Origin of the sequence: Marinifilum sp. JC120 (assembly GCA_004923195.1) — a bacterium.
Taxonomy (GTDB): domain Bacteria; phylum Desulfobacterota; class Desulfovibrionia; order Desulfovibrionales; family Desulfovibrionaceae; genus Maridesulfovibrio.
Genome location: RDSB01000267.1, coordinates 1 through 347, shown reverse-complemented (window position 1 = coordinate 347; position 347 = coordinate 1). Strand labels below are relative to the sequence as shown.

Below are 347 nucleotides of genomic sequence, written 5' to 3'. Positions count from 1 at the left end.
CCTGTTTTTGATTCCCCGGCATCAAAAGTATCTGAACTGAAGCTTAAGCAGAGTCAGTTCAGATCAGACTCAAGCTTGGCGTGGAAAGACAAGCGCAGGCTGTTGTCCATCTCCAAGATGCTCCAGTTGCAGGCCGAAGAAGCCAAGCGCACCGACGATCCCAGAAAGCGTAATTTGGATCAAATGAACTGGCGCGTTGATTCCTCCGGAAACGTGCTCTACACTTTGAAGAATGGTTCCATGGTCAAAGACAATGGAGATAAGATTTTCTTCAGCGTGAATGATCCTGGGGCGGTTCAGGTAGCGCAGGGATTTGCGCGGATGATGTTTGGGCGGAATGTTAAGGT

At 49.3% G+C, this 347-nt stretch carries 1 protein-coding gene; it reads left to right on the top strand.

Features of this window, described 5'->3' with window-relative positions; all coding sequences use genetic code 11:
• Positions 1-347 (top strand): relaxase (locus D0S45_21050; GenBank protein ID TIH01427.1); only part of this gene is annotated, 347 nt, incomplete at both ends.